Origin of the sequence: Bacillus sp. 0102A (genome assembly GCF_036765155.1) — a bacterium.
GTDB lineage: Bacteria > Bacillota > Bacilli > Bacillales > Bacillaceae > Bacillus > Bacillus subtilis_G.
Genome location: NZ_JBAIZW010000007.1, coordinates 1 through 19,545 on the forward strand (window position 1 = coordinate 1; position 19,545 = coordinate 19,545).

At 42.1% G+C, this 19,545-nt stretch carries 18 protein-coding genes; 10 read left to right on the forward strand and 8 right to left on the reverse strand.

The window, feature by feature from the left end; all coding sequences use genetic code 11:
• Positions 1–27 precede the first annotated feature (27 nt).
• The 7 genes from gyrA to dnaA all read right to left on the reverse strand — a co-directional run bounded on the left by gyrA (position 28) and on the right by dnaA (position 9,085).
• Positions 28–2,502: a DNA topoisomerase (ATP-hydrolyzing) subunit A gene (gene gyrA / locus V6D41_RS15690; RefSeq protein WP_333518839.1), complete on the reverse strand. Its 2,475-nt coding sequence runs from the start codon at positions 2,500–2,502 to the stop codon at positions 28–30.
• A gap of 210 nt (positions 2,503–2,712) precedes the next feature.
• The gene (gene gyrB, locus V6D41_RS15695) at positions 2,713–4,629 is read right to left on the reverse strand and encodes a DNA topoisomerase (ATP-hydrolyzing) subunit B (protein ID WP_148963437.1); all 1,917 of its coding nucleotides are present in this window, start codon (positions 4,627–4,629) and stop codon (positions 2,713–2,715) included.
• A gap of 54 nt (positions 4,630–4,683) precedes the next feature.
• A complete protein-coding gene (gene remB / locus V6D41_RS15700) occupies positions 4,684–4,929 on the reverse strand; it encodes an extracellular matrix regulator RemB (RefSeq protein WP_003219266.1) in 246 nt (81 codons plus the stop codon).
• 17 nt (positions 4,930–4,946) lie between these two features.
• The gene (gene recF / locus V6D41_RS15705) at positions 4,947–6,059 is read right to left on the reverse strand and encodes a DNA replication/repair protein RecF (RefSeq protein WP_333518840.1); all 1,113 of its coding nucleotides are present in this window, start codon (positions 6,057–6,059) and stop codon (positions 4,947–4,949) included.
• Between the two features lie 15 nt (positions 6,060–6,074).
• Positions 6,075–6,290, reverse strand: coding sequence for a ribosome maturation protein RlbA (gene rlbA, locus V6D41_RS15710; RefSeq protein WP_003219264.1), 216 nt, complete (start codon positions 6,288–6,290; stop codon positions 6,075–6,077).
• A 130-nt stretch (positions 6,291–6,420) separates the two neighbouring features.
• Positions 6,421–7,557: a DNA polymerase III subunit beta gene (gene dnaN / locus V6D41_RS15715; RefSeq protein ID WP_333518841.1), complete on the reverse strand. Its 1,137-nt coding sequence runs from the start codon at positions 7,555–7,557 to the stop codon at positions 6,421–6,423.
• Between the two features lie 187 nt (positions 7,558–7,744).
• Positions 7,745–9,085, reverse strand: a complete 1,341-nt coding sequence (gene dnaA / locus V6D41_RS15720; RefSeq protein ID WP_039074864.1) for a chromosomal replication initiator protein DnaA — start codon at positions 9,083–9,085, stop codon at positions 7,745–7,747.
• Between the two features lie 621 nt (positions 9,086–9,706).
• Here dnaA and rpmH point away from each other — a divergent pair.
• From rpmH to noc, 8 genes are all read left to right on the forward strand, one after another.
• A complete protein-coding gene (rpmH, locus tag V6D41_RS15725) occupies positions 9,707–9,841 on the forward strand; it encodes a 50S ribosomal protein L34 (protein ID WP_003178075.1) in 135 nt (44 codons plus the stop codon).
• Positions 9,842–9,993: 152 nt separating this feature from the next.
• Complete coding sequence (gene rnpA, locus V6D41_RS15730) at positions 9,994–10,344, forward strand: ribonuclease P protein component (RefSeq protein WP_333518842.1); 351 nt, start codon at positions 9,994–9,996, stop codon at positions 10,342–10,344.
• A 143-nt stretch (positions 10,345–10,487) separates the two neighbouring features.
• Entirely contained in the window at positions 10,488–11,273 is a 786-nt protein-coding gene (gene spoIIIJ, locus V6D41_RS15735; RefSeq protein WP_087993744.1) for a YidC family membrane integrase SpoIIIJ, read from the forward strand.
• Positions 11,270–11,896 carry an RNA-binding cell elongation regulator Jag/EloR gene (jag, locus tag V6D41_RS15740; RefSeq protein ID WP_333518843.1) on the forward strand — a complete coding sequence of 209 codons (627 nt, stop codon included), beginning with the start codon at positions 11,270–11,272 and terminating at the stop codon, positions 11,894–11,896. Before spoIIIJ ends, jag begins: the two co-directional genes overlap by 4 nt.
• Before the next feature lie 310 nt (positions 11,897–12,206).
• A complete protein-coding gene (gene mnmE / locus V6D41_RS15745; protein ID WP_148963131.1) occupies positions 12,207–13,586 on the forward strand; it encodes a tRNA uridine-5-carboxymethylaminomethyl(34) synthesis GTPase MnmE in 1,380 nt (459 codons plus the stop codon).
• Between the two features lie 19 nt (positions 13,587–13,605).
• A complete protein-coding gene (gene mnmG, locus V6D41_RS15750; RefSeq protein WP_333518844.1) occupies positions 13,606–15,492 on the forward strand; it encodes a tRNA uridine-5-carboxymethylaminomethyl(34) synthesis enzyme MnmG in 1,887 nt (628 codons plus the stop codon).
• A 13-nt stretch (positions 15,493–15,505) separates the two neighbouring features.
• Positions 15,506–16,225, forward strand: a complete 720-nt coding sequence (gene rsmG / locus V6D41_RS15755; protein WP_333518845.1) for a 16S rRNA (guanine(527)-N(7))-methyltransferase RsmG — start codon at positions 15,506–15,508, stop codon at positions 16,223–16,225.
• 121 nt (positions 16,226–16,346) lie between these two features.
• Entirely contained in the window at positions 16,347–17,198 is an 852-nt protein-coding gene (gene noc / locus V6D41_RS15760; protein ID WP_333518846.1) for a nucleoid occlusion protein, read from the forward strand.
• A 49-nt stretch (positions 17,199–17,247) separates the two neighbouring features.
• On the opposite strand, the gene V6D41_RS15765 is transcribed toward noc, so the two are convergent.
• Positions 17,248–17,688: a PH domain-containing protein gene (locus V6D41_RS15765; RefSeq protein WP_333519050.1), complete on the reverse strand. Its 441-nt coding sequence runs from the start codon at positions 17,686–17,688 to the stop codon at positions 17,248–17,250.
• A 244-nt stretch (positions 17,689–17,932) separates the two neighbouring features.
• Between V6D41_RS15765 and soj the strand changes: the two genes are divergently transcribed.
• Both soj and spo0J read left to right on the forward strand, forming a co-directional pair.
• On the forward strand, positions 17,933–18,694 hold the full coding sequence (gene soj / locus V6D41_RS15770; protein ID WP_003219244.1) for a sporulation initiation inhibitor protein Soj: 762 nt from the start codon (positions 17,933–17,935) through the stop codon (positions 18,692–18,694).
• Positions 18,687–19,535 carry a stage 0 sporulation protein Spo0J gene (gene spo0J, locus V6D41_RS15775; protein WP_333518847.1) on the forward strand — a complete coding sequence of 283 codons (849 nt, stop codon included), beginning with the start codon at positions 18,687–18,689 and terminating at the stop codon, positions 19,533–19,535. The genes soj and spo0J overlap by 8 nt, the downstream gene beginning before the upstream one ends.
• Positions 19,536–19,545 lie beyond the last annotated feature (10 nt).

A 19,545-nucleotide genomic window follows, 5' to 3' on the forward strand; every position in this document is an offset into this window, starting at 1 on the left:
GCACAGCTTTTTCAGCTGCGCTTTTTCTCACACTTCTTCTTGTGTTTCTTCTTGATCATCTTGATCATCTTCTTCATTTTTCTCCACCAATGCTACTGTAGCAACATGCTCTTCTTCCGCCATTCTGATGAGGCGCACACCTTGAGTGACACGTCCGGTGGTTGAGATATCATCGATGTCCATTCTAATGAGTACGCCGCTGGCTGTAATAATCATTAGATCCTCTTCACCTTTAGTAGCTTTTACTGTTACTAATTGGCCGTTGTTCTCGGTGATTTTCGCTGTTTTGAGTCCTTTTCCGCCACGGCTTTGGGTTCTGTACTCTTCAGCCGGAGTTCGTTTTCCGTAACCTTTTTCAGTTACGATAAGGACATGTGATTCTTCCTCTAATATCTCCATGCCGACAACAACGTCGTCATCGGTCAAGGTGATGCCTTTTACGCCTGCCGCAGTTCTTCCCATTTCCCGAACATCCGTTTCAGGGAAACGAATCAGCAATCCATTTTTCGTTCCGATGACCATTTGTTTTGTGCCGTCAGTTAGACGTACACCCATCAATTCATCATCCTCACGAAGACTCAGAGCGATTAAGCCATTGTTTCGGATATTAGCGAACTGAGAAAGCGAAGTTCGTTTTGAAACCCCGTGCTTTGTTGTGAAGAAAAGGTAAAGTTCCGCGTTAAATTCAGAGACTGGAATAATCGCGTTAATCCATTCACCCTTTTCTACTTCCAACAGGTTAATAATCGGGATTCCTTTTGCTGTTCTGCCGTATTCAGGAATTTCGTATCCTTTTGCACGATACACTTTCCCCTTGTTCGAGAAGAAGAGAATCGTGTCATGCGTTGATGTAGAGATCAGATGTTCAACGAAATCATCTTCGTTTGTCCCCATGCCCTGAACGCCTTTTCCGCCGCGCTTTTGACTGCGGTAGGTTGAGGCAGGCAGACGTTTGATATATCCGTTGTGTGTCAGGGTGACAACGATGTTTTCTCTTTCGATGAGATCTTCATCTTCAATTGTTTCAAGACCGGCAGTGACGATCTCAGTGCGTCTTTCATCGTTAAAACGCTCTTTAATTTCTATGAGTTCTTCCCGAATGATCTCAAGCACTTTTTCTTCATTGGCCAAGATTTCTTTCAGCTCTGCAATTAATTTAACAAGGGATCGGTACTCCTCTTCAATCTTTTCACGTTCCAATCCTGTTAAACGCTGCAGTCTCATATCAAGAATAGCTTGGGCTTGTTTTTCAGTCAGCGAGAATTGTTCAATTAATCCTGTTCTCGCAATTTCAGCCGTTTGAGAATTACGGATAAGGGAAATAACTGCATCAAGATGATCAAGAGCAATTCTCAATCCTTCCAAGATATGTGCTCTTGCCTCCGCTTTACGCAATTCATAAGCAGTACGGCGTCTGATTACGACTTTTTGGTGATCTAGGTAATACTCCAAGCATTGCTTTAAATTTAAAACTTTTGGCTGTCCGTCAACAAGCGCAAGCAGATTGATACCAAAAGAAGTTTGCAAAGCTGTTTGCTTATATAGATTATTTAGAATGACATGCGCGTTGGCATCTCTTCTGATTTCGATGACGATTCTCATACCTGTGCGATCAGATTCATCACGTAGATCGGTAATACCTTCTATCTTCTTATCTCTGACAAGATCAGCGATTTTTTCGATTAGTTTTGCTTTATTTACTTGGTATGGAAGTTCTGTTACGACAATTCTTTCTTTTCCTGACGATGTTTGTTCGATCTCCGCTTTTGCCCGGATCGTAATCGAGCCTCGTCCTGATTCGTATGCTTTCCGAATACCGCTTCGGCCCAAAATTTGCCCCGCAGTCGGGAAGTCAGGACCAGGAATAATCTCCATAAGCTCCTGTACTGCGATTTCAGGATTTTCACTGACAGCAAGCACACCGTCAATGACTTCTCCCAACTGGTGCGGAGGAATGTTTGTTGCCATACCTACCGCAATTCCGGCAGCGCCGTTTACAAGCAGATTCGGGAACCTTGAAGGCATAACGACAGGTTCTCTTTCTGACCCGTCATAGTTGTCCTGATAATCGATTGTGTCTTTTGTGATGTCTCGAAGAATTTCCATCGAGATTTTAGACATTCTTGCTTCCGTATAACGCATGGCAGCCGCTGAGTCCCCGTCAACAGAACCGAAGTTTCCGTGACCGTCAACGAGCATATAACGATAGTTGAAATCCTGCGCCATTCTGACCATGGATTCATATACCGCTGAATCACCATGCGGGTGGTATTTCCCGATAACTTCTCCGACGATACGCGCGGATTTTTTATAAGCCTTGTCACTTGTCATGCCCAGATCGTTCATTGCATACAAAATCCGTCTATGAACCGGTTTTAAACCGTCACGGACATCTGGAAGAGCACGGGACACGATAACGCTCATTGCATAATCCAAGAAGGACGTACGCATTTCCTGACTGATATTTATTTCACGAACTTGTGGTGTGTTTTGTTCACTCATTAAAAAACCTCCCTGAAGTATCACATGAAATATGTGGGAGTAGATTGTCCATTATGATCTTCAATACGATTTCACTATTCTCCATTATATCAATAAACTTATGATTATACACATTAAATTGCTAGAATATATAGGTATTGCAAGCATTACTGCATCTGATCTCGTTCAGAAAAAAGCCTTATTTCTTATTGGAAATAAGGCTTTTTATGATTAGATGTCAAGATTTTTAACGTATCTCGCATTCGCTTCTATGAAGTTTCGGCGCGGTTCTACTTTGTCGCCCATTAGCATTTCAAATGTCTCATCGGCATCCATTGCATCTTCAAGAGTTACCTGAAGAAGTGTTCTGGAGCTCGGATCCATAGTAGTCTCCCATAGCTGGGTCGCATTCATTTCTCCAAGACCTTTATAACGCTGCAATCCAGGCTTAGGCGTTTGAGGAAGAGTTTTCAACAGATCATCAAGTTCTTTGTCATTATATGCATATTCAACACGTTTTCCCTGTTGAACCTTGTAGAGCGGCGGCTGCGCAATATACACGTAGCCATTTTCAATAATTTGGCGCATATATCTGTAAAAGAACGTTAACAGCAGTGTTCTGATGTGCGCGCCATCAACGTCAGCATCAGTCATAATGACAACTTTGTGGTAACGGGCTTTCCCCAAGTTGAAATCTTCCCCTATACCTGTTCCAAGTGCTGTGATCATAGAACGAACTTCGTTGTTGGAAAGGATTTTGTCCAATCTTGCTTTTTCAACGTTTAAGATTTTACCTCTAAGCGGCAAAATGGCTTGGAAATGTCTGTCGCGGCCTTGTTTAGCTGATCCTCCGGCAGAGTCACCCTCTACGATATATAACTCGGAAATACTCGGATCTTTTGATGAGCAGTCCGCTAGCTTACCGGGAAGGTTTGAAATTTCCAAAGCACTCTTGCGGCGTGTTAATTCACGCGCTTTTTTCGCAGCCATTCTTGCTCTTGCCGCCATCAAACCTTTGTCGACAATTTTTTTGGCCGCATCTGGATTTTCCAGCATAAATGTTTCCAATGCCGCAGAAAATAACGTATCAGTGATCGTCCGCGCTTCCGAGTTGCCTAGTTTTGTTTTCGTTTGGCCTTCAAACTGCGGATCAGGGTGTTTGATGGAAATAATCGCGGTTAGCCCTTCTCTTACGTCGTCACCGCTTAAGTTCGGATCATTTTCTTTAATGAGCCCTTTTTTTCTGGCGTAATCATTGATTACACGAGTCAGACCCGTTTTGAAGCCTGCTTCGTGGGTCCCGCCTTCATACGTGTTAATGTTATTTGTAAACGAGTAAATGTTGCTTGTGTAGCTGTCATTATATTGCAAAGCCACTTCAACCGTAATGCCGTCCTTTTCGCCTTCAATGTAAATCGGCTCTTCATGGACAACTTCTTTAGAACGGTTTAAATACTCTACATAACTTTTAATTCCGCCTTCGTAATGGTACTCATTTTTGCGCTCTTGTCCTTCACGTTTATCTTCAATCGTGATGTTTACGCCTTTTGTCAAAAAGGCTAATTCGCGCACACGGTTAGCAAGCAAATCATAATCATACACAGTTGTTTCTGTGAAAATCTCAGGATCCGGGACAAAATGTGTCGTCGTTCCTGAATGATCTGTTTCGCCAATGATTTCAAGGTCTGAAACCGGAACTCCGCGTTTATAGGTTTGACGGTGGATTTTTCCGTCACGGTGTACCGTCACAACAAGCTCGGTTGAAAGCGCGTTTACGACTGACGCACCTACACCGTGCAATCCTCCGGATACTTTATAACCGCTTCCGTCAAATTTCCCTCCGGCATGAAGCACCGTCATAATGACCTCTACCGCAGGCCGGCCCATTTTTTCATGAATACCGACTGGAATACCGCGGCCATTATCTACCACCGTGATGCTGTTGTCTTTTTCGATTTGGATATTGATATCCGTACAATAACCGGCGAGGGCTTCGTCAATACTATTGTCGACAATTTCCCATACCAGATGGTGAAGGCCTTTGCTGTTTGTTGAACCGATATACATCCCCGGTCTTTTACGAACAGCTTCCAATCCCTCCAGAACCTGTATCTGATTTTCATCATAACTGTTTTGCTGCTGTTCCATAGCCACGTCATTCACCTACACTTTTCTAAACGATATATTCGTGATAAAAAACTTCTAAGAATCTATTTCAAACATAAATTGCGCACGTTTTTTTAATGTGCTGGAAGATAAGGGAGAGTAATATATATTCTGAACCGTGACTACGATAGATTTTGGCGTGCCGTTTACGGAAGGCACCACCTTGTGTTTCTGTTTTTTCAGAAATTCTTCAACAATAGGCGACATGTTGGCTTTAAAATCAAAAATGCCGACAATATCTCGTGTTGAAACCACAAAGTCATCACCTAAATGAATATACAATTGCCCACCTCATTTCTTCACTTCACTAACGCACCGTTCTGCACACGGAACATTCCTGCTTGACGTAAGGTTTCGTGATCAATGCCATCAACGCTTGTCGTTGTGACAAACGTTTGTACACGGCCTTGGATCGTATGAAGCAAGTGTGACTGGCGATAATCATCCAGCTCACTCAATACATCATCCAATAGTAAAATGGGATATTCTCCGATTTCCTCATGGATCAGGTCAATCTCCGCCAGTTTAAGGGACAATGCCGTCGTTCGCTGCTGTCCTTGAGAACCATACGTCTGCACATCGCGTCCGTTCACATAGAAAAGAACATCGTCACGATGAGGACCTGACAGCGTAACACCGCGCTCAATTTCTTTTTCTCTTAATTTAGAAAACGCTTCTTGATAGCTATCTCCTATTTTCGACAAGTCTTTAGGATCTGATACCTCAAGAGTCGTATGGTACTTCAGGGTCAGCTCCTCAAGCCCTCTTGAGATGCCCGTATGAATAGGCTGCGCCCATTTTTCAAGCTGCGCTGTAAACTGCAGGCGTTTTACAACGACTTTTGACGCAACTTCTACAAGCTGATCGGTCAAAACATCGAGCATCGTTCTGTCAGTTTGTTTTCTTGTTTGCAGCTGCTTCAAAAAATGATTTCGCTGGGAAAGGATTTTCTGGTAAAGAGAAAGATCATGCAGGTAGACAGGAGAAACCTGTCCAATTTCCATGTCAAGAAACCGCCTTCTCACTTGAGGGCTTCCCTTTACCAGATTTAAATCTTCCGGCGCGAACATGATGGTGTTGAGGGCCCCGACATACTGGCTGAGCTTTTGCTGTTCAATATGGTTGACCTTGCCCTTTTTACCCTTTTTGGAGATGACGAGCTGCATCGGGATCGCTCCGTTTTGCTTCATCACTCTTCCCTCTATTTTAGCATAGTCTTTGTCCCACCGTATAAGTTCTTTGTCATTTGATGTCCGATGCGATTTCGCCATGGACAAGACATAGATCGCCTCCATGAGGTTTGTTTTCCCCTGGGCGTTTTCTCCGATGATGACATTTACTTTGTTTTCAAATTGGAGTTCAGCATGGTCGTAGTTGCGGTAAGATGTCAGTTCTAAGTTCTGGATATACAATCAGTATCACCCGCTTTAATTGACGACTTGAAAAGAACCAAATCCTTCAATCTCTACCACATCTCCAACATACAGCTTTCTGCCTCGGCGGTTGTCCGGTTCGTTGTTCACCAGCACTTCATGCTCGCTCAAAAACCACTTCGCCATACCGCCTGACTGAATGACATCGGCTAATTTCAAGAATTGTCCAAGTGTAATCATCTCTGTATCAATTGAAATCGGATTTGCCATTATATCGACCTCTTTCAAATATCACTAATATCTAATTGTACTAAAAAAAAACGAATTAGGGAAAGGGAAAACTTGTCGGAGCAGATACCGAATAGAAAAGCTGCCGAACGGGTCGGCAGCGTGTATCGGATTAATAGGTTCTGACAGGAAGGATAAGCTGTACAATCGTTTCATCATTCGGCGTGCGAATTAGGAAAGGCCTCATTGCACCTGTAAAGCTTACGCGTATCTCTGCTCCTTCAAGCACCTTAAGTGCATCCAACATATATTTTGGACTAAATGAGATATTTAATTCCTCACCATCAATTTGATCTGCAAGAATCGCTTCCACAACTTTACCGATTTCAGGTGAGTTAGAGGAAATCTCAATGGATTCAGCAGGTTTTGCAGAAAGTTTCACTACGTTGTTGCGCCCCTCTCTGGCTAGAAGGGATGCACGATCAATCGCCTGAAGGAATTCTTTCGTGTTCACAATGATTTCTGTTTTGCTTTCCTGCGGAATCAGGCTGGTTGTGTCCGGGTAATTTCCGTCCAGAAGCCGCGAGAAGAACAAGACGTTTTTCGCTTTAAACAGAACTTGAGTTTCTGTGATCACGATATCTACAAGTTCCTGATTGTCATCCAAAATCTTACTGAGTTCAGTTAAGCTTTTTCCCGGGATAACGACGTTATAAGCTCTGTCTTCTGGAATATCAAGTTTCGCTTTTCTTAATGCCAGACGGTGGCTATCCGTCGCAGTGCATAATAATTCACTTTTTTCCACGTTCCAGTTTACACCTGTCAAGATAGGGCGTGTTTCTGAGGTGGACACCGCGAACACTGTTTGTCTAATCAGATTTTTTAACAAATCAGTTGGGATCTGAATCGCATGATGCTCTTCGATCTGCGGCAAGTGCGGATATTCATCAGCGTCAAGCCCGTTTAGATTAAATTCTGCTTTGCCAGAACGGATAATTGTCAAATACTGATTTTGCACTTCGATTTCCACCATTGCCATCGGCAGTTTTTTGACAATTTCACTAAAGAAGCGGGCTTGTAAGACGATGCTTCCAGGCTGTTCTATCGTGACAATTTCTTTATCTCCTTCTTCTTTTGGAATAAAGGATTCGATAGAAATATCTGAATCGCTTCCTGTAAAGGATACTCCATCATCTGATGCAACGATTTTAATACCAGTCAAGATGGGAATTGTAGTTCTGGATGAAACGGCTTTTAATACATCTTGGACACTTTCAACGAGACGATCTTTTTGAATCGTGAATTTCATTTTTATCCTCCTAACGGATAATGTATTTATATATATTTTTTAAAAAAATAGTAGCAGTAATAGTAGGGCTTGTGGATTTGTGGATAAGTTGTGAAAAAGACAGGAAACACAGCCTATCCACATGTGGACAGACTGTGCATGACTACTGAAAAGTTATTCACACTTTCCCCGATTAATCCCCGGTCTGCTATTTAAGCTGTTCTTTAATTTCTTTTACATGCTGCTGAAGCTGTTCATCATCTGTCAGCAGTTTTGAAATTTTTTCATGAGCATGAATAACGGTCGTATGGTCACGGCCTCCAAATTCTTCCCCGATTTTAGGAAGAGAGGAATCAGTCATTTCCCTTGATAAGTACATGGCAATTTGGCGCGGGAAAGCAACTGATTTTGTCCGTTTTTTTGCTTTGAAATCCTCGAGTTTAATATTAAATTGCTGGCCTACTACCCTCTGAATTTCTTTTATCGTAATGACTTTCGGTTTTGAAGAAGGAATAATATCTTTCAGCGCCTCAGCGGCCAGATCAGCATTAATATCTTTATTAATTAAAGATGAGTAAGCAACAACTCTGATTAATGCTCCTTCAAGTTCCCGAATATTGCTGTCGATTTGATTTGCGATGTAAAGCATAACCTCATTCGGAATATCGAGGCCTTCTGCTTTGGCTTTTTTTCTTAAAATCGCAATTCTCGTCTCCAAATCAGGCGGCGTGATATCCGTAATCAGGCCCCATTCAAAACGAGAACGTAATCTGTCTTCAAGTGTCGGAATTTCTTTTGGCGGTCTGTCACTTGAAATGACGATTTGTTTGCTTTCTTCGTGCAATGTGTTAAATGTATGGAAAAATTCTTCCTGAGTCTGTTCTTTTCCCGCTAAAAATTGAATATCATCTATCAAAAGCACATCGACATTTCGATAGCGATTGCGGAAATCGACGGCTTTATTATCTCGGATAGAGTTGATGAATTCGTTTGTAAATTTCTCAGAAGACAGATAAACCACTTTGGCAGAAGGATTATGATCTATTACATAATGGCCGATCGCATGCATTAAGTGTGTTTTCCCTAAGCCGACGCCCCCATAGATAAATAAAGGGTTGTATGCTTTCGCGGGTGCTTCCGCTACTGCGAGAGAAGCAGCGTGTGCAAATCGGTTTCCAGATCCGATGACAAAAGTATCAAAAGTATATTTTGGATTGAGCATATTTTGGGGAAAATCAGATGTTTCTTCTTTGACCGCTTTTTTGACTTGCGGTTTCGGCATAAAGTCTTCAACATCTTGATTTTGAGGAATGACAAACTTAATGCTCAATTCTTCCCCTGTTAATTCATATATAGTATCTGCAATAAGATGCAAGTATCTGGACTCGAGCCAGTCTCTGGCAAATTCATTAGGAGCGGTGATTGTCAATGTATCTCCCTGCAGTGAGTGGGCTTTGGTTGATTTCATCCAAGTTTCAAAGCTCGGTTTGCTCAACTTTTTTTCGATTTGAGCAAGAGCTTGATTCCACAGATCTAATATATTTTCCATCTTCCGGCACGTCCCTCCTTTTCATTGAAAATAGCGTCTCCCTCTGTTATAGAACACAAAAAAAGAGCAAATGGCACTTGCCATTCGTACACATTAAATGTTGAAAACATATAATATAGTAGATAAATAGCTTTTCGACAAATTTCACAACTTGTGGACAAGGTTCTACACAAGCTGTGTGAAATCAATCCACAACTTATCCACACTTTGTGGATAAAAAGGGAAGGTGAGATTAGTAATTAAGAGTTAAAACACAAATATAATACCAAAATAAACGAGAGCTTGCAATGGGTCTCACAATCTTATCCACAAAGCGGACAGCCTGTTGAAAAAAAATTGTCCACAGACGTTGGTACTGTGAAAATGTTGTCGATAACCTCTGTGGATATTAAAAAAGGCGTAAAAGATATCCACACTCGTGATTTTAGGGCAAATTGTTAGGTTGTCTTTTTTCGTTAATTTAAGGAATCTTAAAAATAAGGTTTCGAAAGTTGAAAAGGTATGTTATCCTATTATGGTTGCGAGAAACAAAAGCACTAGTGAAGTTGACAATGAACAGGTAACGCAAATATAATAAGTAAGACTGTCTTTAACAGCTATTCCTCGAGGGAGGTGTCATAAATGAAAAGAACATTCCAACCGAATAACCGTAAACGCAGTAAAGTTCATGGCTTCAGAAGCCGTATGAGTTCAAAAAACGGTCGTCTAGTTTTAGCACGCCGTCGCCGTAAAGGCAGAAAAGTATTATCAGCTTAGGCCACTGAATAATGTCAGTGGTCTTTTTTCACGTTATGGGAAAAGATAGATGTGATGCGGAATGAACCGGGGCTTGCTTCCTGGTTCTGATGCATCTCATTTTTCATCATAAATTTTAAAAGTTTCTGCCAGCCAGTATCGGAGTGAGTCATTTGAAGAAGCGAAATCGTTTAAAGAAAAATGAAGATTTTCAAAAAGTGTTTAAGCATGGGACATCAGTAGCGAACCGCCAATTTGTCTTATATACGCTTGATCAGCCTGAAAACGATGAGCTGCGTGTCGGGCTTTCCGTCAGCAAAAAAATTGGCAACGCTGTGATGCGAAATCGGATCAAACGTTTGATTCGGCAGGCCTTTCTTGAAGAGAAAGAGAGACTGAAGGAAAAGGATTACATCATTATTGCCAGAAAACCGGCGAGCCAGCTGACATATGAGGAAACAAAAAAAAGTCTGCAGCATCTATTCAGGAAGTCTTCTTTATATAAGAGATCTTCGTCAAAGTAGGCATTGCCACTGCTTTCTTACAACTTTTAAAAGCGCTTCCTTTCTGGTTATCAGAAAAAGACACCATTTAAAACTGAAAGATGCTAAAATACATACAAGTATGCTTTGCAATAAAAGAGCGTAAAGATTGATTATAGGAGGAAATGTTCTTGAAAAGGAGAATAGGGTTGCTATTAAGTATGGTTGGCGTATTCATGCTTTTGGCTGGATGCTCGAGTGTGCAAGAGCCGATCACTGCAGATAGTCCGCATTTTTGGGACAAGTACGTAGTATATCCATTGTCTGAGCTCATTACGTATGTAGCGAAAGTGACGGGAGATAACTATGGGCTTTCAATTATTCTTGTTACCATTTTGATTCGTTTATTAATTTTGCCGCTGATGATTAAGCAGCTGAGAAGTTCGAAAGCGATGCAGGCTTTACAGCCGGAAATGCAAAAGCTTAAAGAAAAATACAGTTCAAAGGATCAAAAAACGCAGCAAAAGCTTCAGCAGGAAACAATGGCTTTATTCCAAAAGAACGGTGTCAATCCGTTGGCGGGATGTTTCCCGATTTTAATCCAGATGCCGATTTTAATTGGATTCTATCATGCGATCATGAGAACACAGGCGATATCAGAGCATAGTTTCCTATGGTTTGACTTAGGAGAAAAAGATCCTTACTATATTCTTCCTATCGTTGCCGGGGTCGCTACATTTGTTCAGCAAAAGCTTATGATGGCGGGGAATGCGCAGCAAAATCCGCAAATGGCGATGATGCTTTGGATTATGCCGATCATGATTATCGTATTTGCAATCAATTTCCCGGCGGCTCTTTCTCTTTATTGGGTAGTCGGTAACTTGTTTATGATTGCGCAAACTTTCCTTATCAAAGGACCTGATATTAAAAAAGATCCTGAGCCGCAAAAAGCCGGAGGAAAGAAAAAGTGAGGAATGTGACTGCTGCAGGGCGAAATGTCGATGAAGCAGTACAGTCTGGGTTGCAAGAGCTGGAATTACCAATGGATAAGGTGGAAATTACTGTTATTGATGAGGGAAACAAAGGGTTTCTCGGTATTTTCGGTAAAAAGCCGGCGGTCGTAAAGCTTGTTGAAAAGATTGACCCGATTCAGCAAGCGAAGTCTTATCTACAAACAATTGCCGAAGCCATTGCCGGGAAGTCTGATGTGACTGTTCAAGAAAACAAAAAGACAGTGAGTTTCCATATAACAGGTGAAAAAGCGGCACTGTTGATTGGGAAAAGAGGACAAACCTTAAATGCCCTTGAAACTTTGACACAGCTTGTTATTAATCGTTATTCAGGCCCATTTAAACATGTGACGGTGGATGCTGAAAACTATCGCTTGAAAAGAAAAGAAACTCTGAGTCAGCTGGCCAACAGGCTTGCAGATCAGGTATTGAAAACGAAAAAAGCAGTTCATCTTGAACCTATGCCGTCCAGTGAAAGAAAAGTCATCCATGATACTCTTTCTGGATATGCAAATCACCAGATCAAAACGCATTCAATGGGTGAAGGCGAAAATCGCCATCTCGTTATTTCCCATAAAAAATAGCATAAAACCGAAGTCCGGTAAAAAGCGGATTTCGGTTTTTTTATATGGAAAAAAGCTATTTTTCCTAGTAATATCAAGCTTTTGCCGTTTAAGTTTTTTCTTTTTAGGTGTATCCTGTTGATAAAAAGGAAGTTCAGGAAATAAAATTAATTGTTATTCACATGTGGATAAGTTAAAGTAATAGAGGGTGAATACCTAATTCTGTGGATAACAGATCTTCCACTTCGAACCAAACTATGTTATCTTTTAGTTTTGGCATAATAAAATTTTTTTATATAGATGAAAGTATAAGTAAAGAGAGGTGAACAGCATGGATACAATTGCGGCAATTTCCACTCCGATGGGAGAAGGCGCGATTGCGATTGTACGGTTGAGCGGACCAGAAGCAATTCAAATCGCTGATAAAATGTATAAAGGGCCGAAGGGGAAAACACTCAGCTCGGTTGAATCACATACGATTCATTATGGTCATATCGTAGACAGACCTTCGGATCGTGTCGTTGAGGAAGTAATGGTATCAGTGTTAAAAGCGCCGAGAACTTTTACACGTGAAGACGTCATCGAAATCAACTGTCACGGGGGAATTGTGACTGTAAACCAAGTGCTTCAGCTCGCATTGAGAGAGGGAGCGAGACTGGCAGAGCCGGGTGAATTTACGAAACGCGCGTTTTTAAACGGCCGAATCGATCTTTCACAGGCTGAAGCGGTTATGGACTTAATCAGAGCGAAAACGGATCGGGCAATGAATGTCGCTATGAATCAAATGGAAGGGCGTCTTTCTGCTTTGGTGCGCCGTTTGCGCAGTGAGATTTTAGAAACACTGGCTCATGTTGAGGTGAATATCGATTATCCGGAGTATGATGATGTTGAGGAAATGACACATCAGCTTTTAGTTGAAAAGGCAACCGCCGTGAAAAAAGAAATTGAGGCGCTGCTGAGGACTTCTGAGCAGGGAAAAATCTTGCGTGAAGGTCTTTCTACTGTCATTATCGGACGGCCGAATGTAGGGAAATCATCTCTTCTGAACAGCCTCGTTCATGAGGCGAAAGCCATTGTAACCGATATTCCCGGAACGACTCGGGATGTGATTGAGGAATACGTTAATGTAAGGGGCGTTCCGCTTCGTCTGGTTGATACTGCAGGTATTCGTGAAACAGAGGATATTGTTGAACGAATCGGTGTTGAACGTTCTCGCCAGGTTCTAAAGGAAGCGGACCTGATTTTACTTGTGCTTAATTATAGTGAAGAGCTTTCTGAAGAAGACGTAAAGCTTTTTGAAGCGGTTGAGGGCATGGATGTTATCGTGATTATGAATAAGACTGACCTTGAGGCGAAGATTGACATTGAGCGTGTCCGTGAGCTTGCCAAAGGACGTCCTGTTGTTACGACATCTCTATTAAAAGAGGAAGGCATCAATGATTTAGAAGAAGCGATTCAATCGCTTTTCTACACGGGTGCCATTGAAAGCGGAGATCTGACGTATGTCAGCAATACACGCCATATCTCCATTTTACAGCAAGCAAAACGTGCCATTGAAGATGCGCTTAGCGGCATCGAACAGGATGTCCCGATCGACATGGTGCAAATTGACCTTACAAGATGCTGGGAGCTGTTGGGCGAAATCATCGGAGATGCTGTCCACGAAAGCTTGATTGATCAGCTCTTTTCACAGTTCTGTTTAGGAAAATAATAAAAGGAGGAACCGAATCATGGGGTATGAAGCAGGCCAATACGATGTGATTGTGATTGGCGCCGGGCATGCCGGTGTTGAGGCTGCCCTCGCATCAGCACGCCAAGGCGCCAAAACACTTGTCTTGACCATCAACCTAGATATGGTTGCATTTATGCCATGTAATCCGTCTGTCGGCGGCCCCGCAAAAGGGATTGTCGTCCGCGAAATTGACGCGCTCGGCGGAGAAATGGGCAGAAACATCGATAAAACGCATATTCAAATGAGAATGCTGAATACTGGAAAAGGTCCTGCCGTCCGCGCATTGCGTGCACAAGCAGACAAATTCCAATATCAGCACGAAATGAAAAATACACTTGAAAAAGAACCTAACTTAACAATGCTGCAAGGAATTGTGGAGCGGCTGATCGTTGAAGACGGCGAATGCCGCGGTGTCATTACACAAACAGGCGCGCATTATCGTGCGAAAGCAGTTGTCATGACGACAGGGACATATTTAAGAGGACGAATCATTCTTGGAGATCTGTCTTACTCAAGCGGTCCGAATAACCAGCAGCCTTCTATCAAGCTTTCTGAGCATTTGGAGGAACTGGGCTTTGACCTTGTTCGTTTTAAAACAGGCACGCCGCCTCGCGTCAAAAGCGACACGATTGATTACAGCAAAACGGAAATTCAGCCTGGTGACGATGTGCCTCGCGCTTTCTCATATGAAACAGTGGAATATATTACAGATCAGCTTCCTTGCTGGCTGACATATACAAGCCCTGAGACACATGAGATTATTGACGGCAACCTGCACCGTTCACCGATGTATTCCGGTATGATCAAAGGGACGGGTCCTAGATACTGCCCGTCCATTGAAGATAAAGTTGTCCGTTTTAATGATAAACCGCGTCACCAAATCTTCCTTGAGCCGGAAGGCAGAAATACGCAGGAAGTCTATGTCCAAGGTTTATCTACAAGTCTTCCAGAAGATGTACAGCAAAGAATGCTTGCAACGATTCCGGGTCTTGAAAACGTGCAAATGATGAGAGCCGGCTATGCGATCGAGTACGATGCGATCGTACCGACACAGCTGTGGCCGACACTTGAAACGAAAAAAATCACAAACCTTTACACGGCAGGTCAAATTAACGGAACATCCGGTTATGAAGAAGCTGCGGGACAAGGAATTATGGCGGGAATCAATGCAGGACGAAAAGCGCTTGGAGAAGAAGAAGTGATTTTAAGCCGTTCTGATGCCTACATTGGGGTTCTGATTGATGACCTTGTGACAAAAGGAACCAATGAACCATACCGTCTTTTGACATCACGTGCAGAATACAGATTGCTTCTTCGCCATGACAATGCTGATTTGCGTCTGACAGAAGTCGGACACCGCATTGGATTGATTTCTGATGAGCGATATGCAGCTTTTGGGAAGAAAAAAGCGGCGATCGAAGCGGAGAAAAAACGTCTTCACTCTGTGATTATCAAGCCATCTCCGGAAAATCAAGAATATATCCGTTCTCTTGGCGGAAGCGAATTGAAAGATGGAGTTCGCGGCACAGACTTGATGAAACGTCCTGAAATGAACTATGAAACAGTCACTAAACTGGCGCCGCCAGAAGTGCCGGTTCCGCAAGACGTGGCAGAACAAGTAGAAATCCAAGTGAAATATGAAGGATATATTGAAAAATCCCTTCAGCAAGTGGAAAAACTGAAGAAGATGGAAAACAAAAAAATTCCAGATCGAATTGATTATGACGCAATCAAAGGGATCGCGACTGAGGCGCGTCAAAAACTAAAAAATGTGCGTCCTTTGTCTGTTGCCCAAGCTTCCCGCATTTCCGGTGTAAACCCGGCAGACATTTCAATTCTATTGGTGTATTTAGAGCAGGGACGCATTGCGAAGATAGCCGAATAGAAAGGATGACGGCATGAATATTGAAGAATTCACTTCTGGTTTGGCGGAAAAAGGGATCTCCCTTTCTCCCCGTCAGCTGGAGCAATTTGATCTGTATTATGACATGCTGGTTGAATGGAACGAAAAAATCAATCTGACTTCAATTACAGAGAAAAAAGAAGTGTATCTTAAGCATTTTTATGATTCTATTACAGCCGCTTTTTATGTCGACTTCAATCAGATGAACACGATTTGTGATGTCGGAGCGGGAGCGGGTTTTCCGAGTCTTCCGATTAAAATATGCTTTCCGCACCTCCATGTCACAATCGTGGATTCACTAAACAAACGGATTACGTTTTTAGAAAAGTTGTCTGAAGCTTTGCAATTGGAGAATACGACATTCTGCCATGACAGAGCTGAAACATTCGGACATCGGAAAGACGTACGGGAAAGCTATGATATTGTGACGGCGCGAGCAGTTGCAAGACTATCTGTTTTGAGCGAACTTTGCCTGCCTCTGGTGAAGAAAAACGGTTTATTTGTTGCTTTAAAAGCCGCATCAGCTGAAGAAGAACTGAATGCTGGCAAAAAAGCGATCACGACGCTTGGAGGAGAACTTGAGAATACCCATTCCTTTAAGCTGCCTATTGAAGAAAGCGATCGTAATATTATGGTGATACGAAAGACAAAAAATACACCTAAGAAGTATCCAAGAAAACCGGGAACTCCTAATAAATCGCCAATCGAAGGGTAATTTAGACAGCCTGATGTGACAATACCATCATATTTTCATCAAAATTGATGGATGTACAGCAGGAAAAACCATGAGAAAATAGAATTATAAAAATGGCAGTTTTTAAAGGTGGTGTAGGTACATGAAGCATTCATTCTCTCGTTTCTTCGGGCTTGGTGAGAAGGAACAGGAACCGGAGATTGCTGAACAAGAGACAAACAAAGAAGAGATTCTGGAAATACCGGTAAATGCTATCGTTCCCAACCGTTTTCAGCCACGCACCATTTTCTCAGATGAAAAAATCAAAGAGTTAGCAATGACCATTCATACACACGGCATTATTCAGCCGATTGTTGTCAGGCATACAGAAGAAGAAGGCCAATACGAACTCATTGCAGGTGAAAGACGCTGGAGAGCGGTACAATCGCTCGAGTGGGAAAAGATTCCGGCTATTATTAAGGATTTTTCTGACACGGAAACCGCTTCTGTGGCGTTAATTGAAAACTTGCAGCGGGAAGAACTGTCTTCTATTGAGGAAGCGCATGCCTATGCTCGGCTTCTTGAACTGCATGACTTAACACAGGAAGCACTCGCGCAGCGTTTAGGAAAAGGGCAGTCAACAATTGCGAACAAGCTGCGGTTATTAAAGCTGCCTCATCCGGTCCAAGACGCGATTATGGAGAAGAAAATCACTGAGCGGCATGCCAGAGCGCTGATTCCGCTGAAACAGCCTGAGCTCCAAGTCACACTGCTCACAGAGATTATTGAGAAAAGTTTAAATGTAAAGCAGACGGAAGACCGCGTGGTGAAAATGCTGGAGCAAGGCCAGAGAAAACCGAAGCCGAGACGCAAAGCGTTCAGTAGAGATACAAGAATTGCAATGAACACGATTCGCCAGTCACTAACAATGGTTGAAGACAGCGGTGTAAAATTGAATACAGAAGAAGAAGAATTTGAAGAATATATTCAATTAACGATTCGCATACCAAAATAAAAGCTCTCCTGAAAAGCAGGAGAGCTTTTATTTTTATTGTAAAAGGGAATTAATTACTTTTAGTCAATATTGTTATATTAGAATTTTTTTCTTTGAGCATGAGGATAAATTCTTCAGTATCTTGCGGAGAAATCACTGCGTGCCCCCAGCCGCCCAGATAATATATCGTGATGGTATGACGAGAGCCGATTAGACGAAAACCTGACCACAGCTTCTTTTTCTCAACCACTTTGTCGATTTTTTCGTAAGGAATTTGATGTTTAATCAGTCCGGCTTTAATGATCAAATCATGCTCCTTTAATACATATTTCAGATCAATAAAGCTCCAAATGATGAGCACATTTAAAAGCGTCAGCAGAGTAAAAATGATCCAGCCTGAAACCCTCATATTTCCCAGCACAAAAGGAACAATGGCATCTGCTTGTATCAGTAATATGAGAAAAGCAATCATCAGCGTAACGGGTACATCTCTCTTTGTTTTGTAAACCATATTCTCACCGTCCTGTACATTCTGCACGGTAACTTCTTCTTTTTTTCTTTGAGAAATCCCTTTTTTAAGTCAAAAAAACATAGAAATCGCAGAATTTATAAGAGAAAGTATTAGCTGTTCTTTAAATTTTCAATTATTTCCCTTCTGAATCGAAACAAAATGATGAAAAAAATGAAACGCTTTAATCTTTTTTTGATAGAATAGAAATAAGATAGTACATGTTCATGTGAAAGTAGGTGACATCGTGGGAAAAATCATAGCAATTACGAACCAAAAAGGCGGAGTCGGCAAAACAACGACGTCTGTCAACCTTGGGGCATGCTTAGCTTACATAGGGAAAAGGGTTCTGCTGGTAGATATTGATCCGCAGGGAAATGCGACAAGCGGATTAGGGATTGAAAAAGCCGATGTAGAGCAGTGTGTGTACGATATTTTAGTAGATGATGCAGATGTAATAGATATAATTAAAGCAACGACAGTAGAGAACTTGGACGTGATTCCTGCGACGATTCAGCTTGCAGGAGCTGAAATAGAGCTGGTTCCGACGATTTCAAGAGAAGTGAGACTGAAGAGGGCGCTTGAAGCAGTAAAGCAGAATTATGATTATATTATTATTGATTGTCCGCCGTCATTGGGGCTGCTGACGATTAACGCGCTTACTGCCTCAGATTCCGTTGTGATTCCTGTACAGTGCGAATATTACGCTTTGGAGGGGCTCAGCCAGTTATTAAATACTGTACGTCTTGTGCAAAAGCATTTGAATACCGATTTAATGATTGAAGGTGTATTGCTGACAATGCTTGATGCCCGGACAAATCTCGGCATTCAAGTGATTGAAGAAGTTAAAAAGTATTTTAGAGATAAAGTATATAAGACGGTTATTCCGCGTAATGTCCGTCTGAGTGAGGCACCGAGTCACGGAAAACCCATCATTTTATACGATCCGCGGTCAAGAGGCGCAGAAGTATATTTAGATTTAGCAAAGGAAGTGGCTGCGAATGGCTAAAGGCCTTGGAAAAGGGATTAATGCGTTGTTTAATCAGGTCGATTTGTCTGATGAGACAGTTGAAGAAATTAAAGTTGCTGATTTACGCCCTAATCCTTATCAGCCAAGAAAACACTTTGATGACGAGGCATTAGCTGAACTAAAAGAATCTGTGCTGCAGCATGGCATTCTACAGCCGCTTATCGTCAGAAAATCTTTAAAAGGCTATGATATTGTTGCGGGCGAACGGCGTTTTCGAGCGGCAAAGCTGGCGGGTTTAGACACGGTTCCGGCGATTGTCCGTGAATTATCAGAGGCATTAATGAGAGAAATTGCTTTATTGGAAAACCTTCAGCGTGAAGATTTATCGCCGCTTGAAGAGGCTCAGGCCTATGACTCTTTGCTGAAACACTTAGACCTCACACAAGAACAGCTTGCCAAACGTCTTGGGAAAAGCAGACCGCATATTGCGAATCATTTAAGATTGCTGACCCTGCCAGAAAACATTCAGCAGCTTATTGCCGAAGGTACGCTTTCAATGGGACATGGACGCACGCTTCTTGGCCTGAAAAACAAAAATAAGCTTGAACCGCTTGTACAAAAAGTGATTGCGGAACACCTCAATGTTCGCCAGCTTGAACAGCTGATTCAGCAGTTAAATCAGAATGTTTCACGTGAAACAAAGAAAAAAGAACCTGTGAAAGACATGGTTCTAAAAGAACGAGAATCCTACCTCCAAAATTATTTTGGAACAACGGTTAATATTAAACGGCAAAAGAAAAAAGGCAAAATCGAAATCGAATTTTTCTCTAATGAAGATCTTGACCGGATTTTAGAGCTTTTGTCTGAACGAGATTCATAAATATTACAGA

What these genes read in the sequence shown, in the direction of transcription:
- rpmH (WP_003178075.1), top strand. Translation starts at nt 9,707, where the DNA reads ATGAAAAGAACATTCCAACCGAATAACCGTAAACGCAGTAAAGTTCAT.
- V6D41_RS15765 (WP_333519050.1), bottom strand. Translation starts at nt 17,688, where the DNA reads ATGGTTTACAAAACAAAGAGAGATGTACCCGTTACGCTGATGATTGCT.
- mnmG (WP_333518844.1), top strand. Translation starts at nt 13,606, where the DNA reads ATGGGGTATGAAGCAGGCCAATACGATGTGATTGTGATTGGCGCCGGG.
- spoIIIJ (WP_087993744.1), top strand. Translation starts at nt 10,488, where the DNA reads ATGTTCTTGAAAAGGAGAATAGGGTTGCTATTAAGTATGGTTGGCGTA.
- rlbA (WP_003219264.1), bottom strand. Translation starts at nt 6,290, where the DNA reads ATGGCAAATCCGATTTCAATTGATACAGAGATGATTACACTTGGACAA.
- spo0J (WP_333518847.1), top strand. Translation starts at nt 18,687, where the DNA reads ATGGCTAAAGGCCTTGGAAAAGGGATTAATGCGTTGTTTAATCAGGTC.
- gyrA (WP_333518839.1), bottom strand. Translation starts at nt 2,502, where the DNA reads ATGAGTGAACAAAACACACCACAAGTTCGTGAAATAAATATCAGTCAG.
- noc (WP_333518846.1), top strand. Translation starts at nt 16,347, where the DNA reads ATGAAGCATTCATTCTCTCGTTTCTTCGGGCTTGGTGAGAAGGAACAG.
- gyrB (WP_148963437.1), bottom strand. Translation starts at nt 4,629, where the DNA reads ATGGAACAGCAGCAAAACAGTTATGATGAAAATCAGATACAGGTTCTG.
- dnaA (WP_039074864.1), bottom strand. Translation starts at nt 9,085, where the DNA reads ATGGAAAATATATTAGATCTGTGGAATCAAGCTCTTGCTCAAATCGAA.
- mnmE (WP_148963131.1), top strand. Translation starts at nt 12,207, where the DNA reads ATGGATACAATTGCGGCAATTTCCACTCCGATGGGAGAAGGCGCGATT.
- dnaN (WP_333518841.1), bottom strand. Translation starts at nt 7,557, where the DNA reads ATGAAATTCACGATTCAAAAAGATCGTCTCGTTGAAAGTGTCCAAGAT.
- rsmG (WP_333518845.1), top strand. Translation starts at nt 15,506, where the DNA reads ATGAATATTGAAGAATTCACTTCTGGTTTGGCGGAAAAAGGGATCTCC.